The 4,317-nt window shown below is 73.1% G+C and carries 5 protein-coding genes; 2 read left to right on the plus strand and 3 right to left on the minus strand.

Annotation, left to right across the window (positions count from 1 at the left end; all coding sequences use genetic code 11):
• The first annotated feature begins 84 nt into the window (after window positions 1-84).
• Window positions 85-705 carry a GNAT family N-acetyltransferase gene (locus ACFU5G_RS29300; protein WP_377252557.1) on the plus strand — a complete coding sequence of 207 codons (621 nt, stop codon included), beginning with the start codon at window positions 85-87 and terminating at the stop codon, window positions 703-705.
• A gap of 16 nt (window positions 706-721) precedes the next feature.
• On the opposite strand, the gene ACFU5G_RS29305 is transcribed toward ACFU5G_RS29300, so the two are convergent.
• The gene (locus tag ACFU5G_RS29305) at window positions 722-1,117 is read right to left on the minus strand and encodes a hypothetical protein (protein ID WP_377252559.1); all 396 of its coding nucleotides are present in this window, start codon (window positions 1,115-1,117) and stop codon (window positions 722-724) included.
• 62 nt (window positions 1,118-1,179) lie between these two features.
• Window positions 1,180-2,307: a trans-sulfuration enzyme family protein gene (locus ACFU5G_RS29310; RefSeq protein WP_377252561.1), complete on the minus strand. Its 1,128-nt coding sequence runs from the start codon at window positions 2,305-2,307 to the stop codon at window positions 1,180-1,182.
• A gap of 59 nt (window positions 2,308-2,366) precedes the next feature.
• Here ACFU5G_RS29310 and ACFU5G_RS29315 point away from each other — a divergent pair, with 59 nt between their 5' ends.
• Window positions 2,367-2,837 carry an Lrp/AsnC family transcriptional regulator gene (locus ACFU5G_RS29315; protein WP_377252563.1) on the plus strand — a complete coding sequence of 157 codons (471 nt, stop codon included), beginning with the start codon at window positions 2,367-2,369 and terminating at the stop codon, window positions 2,835-2,837.
• A gap of 64 nt (window positions 2,838-2,901) precedes the next feature.
• Here ACFU5G_RS29315 and ACFU5G_RS29320 read toward each other — a convergent pair whose 3' ends face one another.
• Entirely contained in the window at window positions 2,902-3,975 is a 1,074-nt protein-coding gene (locus tag ACFU5G_RS29320) for a serine protein kinase RIO (RefSeq protein ID WP_377252565.1), read from the minus strand.
• Window positions 3,976-4,317 lie beyond the last annotated feature (342 nt).

Below are 4,317 nucleotides of genomic sequence, written 5' to 3' on the forward strand. Positions count from 1 at the left end.
GTGCATGGTCGTTGCCGCGCCATAGAAAAAGTGTGCCAAGCGCGTCGCGCCACGAGTGTCGGTGACGGGGAGTAGGTTCCGAACATGGCCCGGAGACCGGAGGCTGAGGTCGCGGTGGTGCCGGCCACCGCCGACCGGTTCGGCGACATCGCGCGCGTCCTCAACCCGTCCGGACGCGAGCAGGCGTGCTGGTGCATGCACTGGCGCGCGCCGGCCAAGGAGGAGGTCACGACGCGCGGGGACCGGCTGCGCGCGCTGACGCGGGAGGATCCGGCGCCGGGGATGCTCGCGTACCTCGGGGGCGTGCCGGGGGAGCCCTCCGAGGTCGCCGGCTGGCTCGGCTTCTCCCGGCGCTCCGCGGCCCGGTCGCTGCAGCGCTCCCGCGTGCTGCCGACGGGGGAGCCGGACGCCTGGCCCACGACCTGGGTGTTCATGTGCGTGACGGTGCGCGCGGGCTTCCGCCGGCGCGGCGTCGCCCGGGCGCTGCTCGACGCCGGCGTCGACTACGCCATAGAGCACGGGGCGACGGCGCTCGACGCCTTCCCGGTGGAGCCGGAACCTGGCCGCCGGGTCCCGGTGAGCGCGGCGTTCGTCGGCACGGTCGGGATGTTCGAGCGCGCCGGCTTCGACCGGCTGGGGCCCACGGACGCGACGAGCGGCCGGCTGACCCGCTGGCACGTGCGGCGGGAGATCGCCCGGACCTGAGGACGGGCCCGGGCGCCTACTCGTCGACCGGCACGACCACGCACAGCTCGAACGTGTCCCGGCCCCGGCGCAGCAGGTAGCGCATCCGGTCCGCCGTCGCCTCCGAGGCGTTCTCGTCCTTGAAGCTCCACCGCACGTCGACCCACAGCAGCGCGTCGCCCACCTGCTCGACCGCCTTGATCTCCGGCACGGCGGCGACCAGCCCCTGCTCCCGGTAGCCCGCGAGCATGCCGCCGAGCTCCGCCCGGGCGGCCTCGGCGTCGGGCAGCATGACGGAACGCTCCGCCGCCACGATCACCGACGGGTAGGCGAGGCCGTCGGCGAGGGCGTCCAGGTCGCCCGACCCGAGCGCGACGCCGTAGCCGACGAGGAACGCGAGCAGGTCTTCGTGGTCGTACGGGGTGCTCGTCATGCCCTCACGGTAGGCGGACGCCGACCGCCCCACCACCGCGTCGAGCGGCTCCGGAACCCGGGTCAGCGGGCGGCGCGGGCCAGGGCCTGGTCCAGGTCGCCCCAGAGGTCCTCGACGTCCTCCAGGCCCACCGACAGGCGCACCAGGTCGGGCGAGATGCCCGCCTCCTTGCGGGACACCTCGTCCATGATCCGGTGGGTCAGCGAGGCGGGGTGCTGGATCAGGCTGTCCACGCTGCCCAGGCTCACCGCCGGGGTGATCAGCCGCACGGCGGACACCAGCGCCACCGGGTCGGCCGACGTCTCGAACGACACCATGGCCCCGCCGATGCTCGGGTAGTGCACCCGCGTCACCCCAGGGTGGTCGGCCAGCCGGCGCGCCAGCTCCGCCGCCGTGGCCGACGCCCCGTGCACCCGCACCGCGAGCGTCGACAGGCCGCGCAGCAGCTCGTACCCCGCCATCGGGTGCAGCATCGCGCCCGTGACGAACCGGATCTGCCGCAGCGCCCGGGCCAGATCCTCGCCACAGGCGACCACGCCACCCATGACGTCGCCGTGCCCGCCCAGGTACTTCGTCGCGCTGTGCAGCACCATCGCGGCCCCCTGCTCCAGCGGGTGCTGCAGCACCGGCGTGGCGAAGGTGCTGTCCACCAGCACGGTAACCGGGGCGCACGAGTCGGTCAGCGCGCGCAGGTCCACCTCGTCCAGCGTGGGGTTGGCCGGGGTCTCGACCACCACGAGTCCGGTCCGGCCCGTGATGGCCGACGCCGCGTCCTCGGGCGTCGCCCACGTCACCGAGGTGCCGAGCAGCCCGGAGTCGAGCAGGTGGTCGGTGGTGCCGTACAGCGGCCGGACGCCGACGACGTGCGGGCGGCCCGCCGCGACCTGGGCCAGCAGGCAGGCGGACAGCGCGGCCATGCCGGTCGAGAACGCGACGGCCGCCTCGGCGCCCTCGAGCTCGGCCAGGGCGTTCTCGAACCGGCGCACCGTCGGGTTGGCGACACGCCCGTACACCGGCGGGCCGCCGTCGTCGTGCCCCTCGGCGAACTCGTCCAGGCGCGTGGCCTCGCCGACGACGTCGTACGACGGGTAGGTGGTGGACAGGTCGATCGGCGGGGCATGGAGCCCGAGGGCGGCGAGGTCGTCCTTGCCGGCGTGGACGGCGCGCGTGGTCCAGGAGTGCATGCTCATGGGTGACTATCGGCATTCGTCCTGTCGGACGGCGCCGCGACGTGCTAGATATTCGGCCCATGACCCAGAACGTGCTCCTGGATTCGGTGGACCGGGCGCTGCTGCTCGAGCTGCAGAACGACGGACGCCTCTCCAACAAGACGCTCGCGCAGCGGGTCGGCGTCGCGCCGTCGACCTGCCTGGCGCGCATCCAGCGGCTGCAGAACGCCGGCGTGATCCGTGGGTACCACGCGGCGATCGACCCGGCCGCCGTCGGGCGAGGGCTGCAGGCCATGCTGATGGTGCGGCTGACCACCCACTCCCGGCCCCTGCTGGGGCCGTTCGTCGAGTGGGTGCGCCGGCTGCCGCAGACCCGCGCGGTGCACCATGTGTCGGGGCCCGACGACTTCCTGATAAATGTGGCCTGCGCCGACACCGACGAGCTGCAGCGCCTGGTCCTCGACTTCACCGCCCGTGGCGAGGTGGGTCGGGTGCAGACCGACCTGGTGTTCTCGTCGTGGACCTGCGGTCCGGTCACCCCGGCGGAGTGAACCCTCCGACGTGTCAGACGTACAGGTCACTCGGGTGACCTGTACGTCTGACACGGCGTGGGGTTCAGAAGGCCTGCGCGAGCAGGTCGGCGAACAGGGCGTCCGGGTCGACGTCGAGCCCGCGGGCGGTGAACCAGTCGCACACGGTGCGGCAGTCGCGCAGGAGCACGTCGCTGGAGAACGGGTTCGCCGCCAGGTCCACGACCTGCGGCAGGTCGATGATGACCAGCCGCTCGCCGTCGGCCAGGATGTTGTACGGCGACAGGTCGCCGTGCGCGAAGCCCAGCCGGGCCAGCACCGACATGCCGTGCGTCAGCTGCTCCCAGTAGGACTCCAGCAGGTCGTCCGACGGCCGCACCCGGGTCAGGCGCGGCGCGGCGATCGCCTGGGTGCGGCCCAGGTCGTCGGTCTCCTCGGTGCCCACGAACTCCATGAGCACCTCGGTGCCGTCGATCTGCACGGGGTAGGGCACGGGCGCGCCCGCCTCCCAGACCGTGCGCAGGGCGACGAACTCGGCGTCCGCCCACTGGGTGGCCGACACCGCGCGACCCCAGGCGGACTTGCGGTCCTCCATGGCGCGCTGGTCGCGGGTGCGCCGCACGGTGCGGCCCTCGGTGTACTCCGAGCCACGGTGGAACTGCCCGTGCTCCAGGCTCCGGTACCGCTTGGCCACGAGCAGGCAGCGCGTGGCCGCCTGGTCGAGGGTCAGGTCCGGCGTGGTGTCCACGCCGGCCGGTACGGCGCGCTCGATGAGGAACGCGTCGGCCTCCTTCCCCGTCTTGAGGATGCCGAGCTCGGTGTCGATCGCGGCGTCCCGGGTGACCACCCAGTCGGGCAGCGGCTCGGGCCCGCGCTGCCCCTTGGCGACGGCGCGCCAGGTGGACCAACGCTGACCGGGGCCGGGCTGGGTGGGGTCTGTCAGGGTGGGGCCGGGCAGGTCGTGCTGGAAGACGTCGGCGCCGTCGTGCCGGCCGGCGTCGTCAGAGGTGGGGTAGTACCCCTCGAGGTCCTCGCGGCTGACGCGCACGCGCTGGGCGGACCGGCGTTCCGTGGCGGCCGACCGGTCGCCGGACGACGTGCTGCCCTTGCCTGCTGCGTGGATGAGGGCGGCGGAAGGTGATTCGGGAAAACGGGGCAAGTCGGTGCTCCTTGATGCTGGAGCATCGCCGGATCAGTCCCGGGTGCTCCTGGTGACAGTGGCGTCTGCTGCCGCGGAGGCAGCTGCGCGAACGACGTCGTCCATCACTGCCTCCTTCCTGTCCGCACCGTGCCCGAACGCACGTGCCGGAGCTGATCTGTCCTGCTGGCTTGGCCGGTCAGCGAGCGCCTCGAGGGTTGGCCCGGTGACCGTGCGAGGAGCATGTCACGTGGCGGGGGCGGGGCGCACCTGTTTTTTCTCTCCGGCGCGGTCGGCACTTTCCTGCGGCGTCGGCAGTCTGCATCGAGGTCGGCACAGGCCTCTGCCGACCTCGAAGCAGAC

This window comes from Promicromonospora sp. NPDC057488 (genome assembly GCF_042802395.1).
Classification (GTDB): Bacteria; Actinomycetota; Actinomycetes; order Actinomycetales; family Cellulomonadaceae; genus Promicromonospora.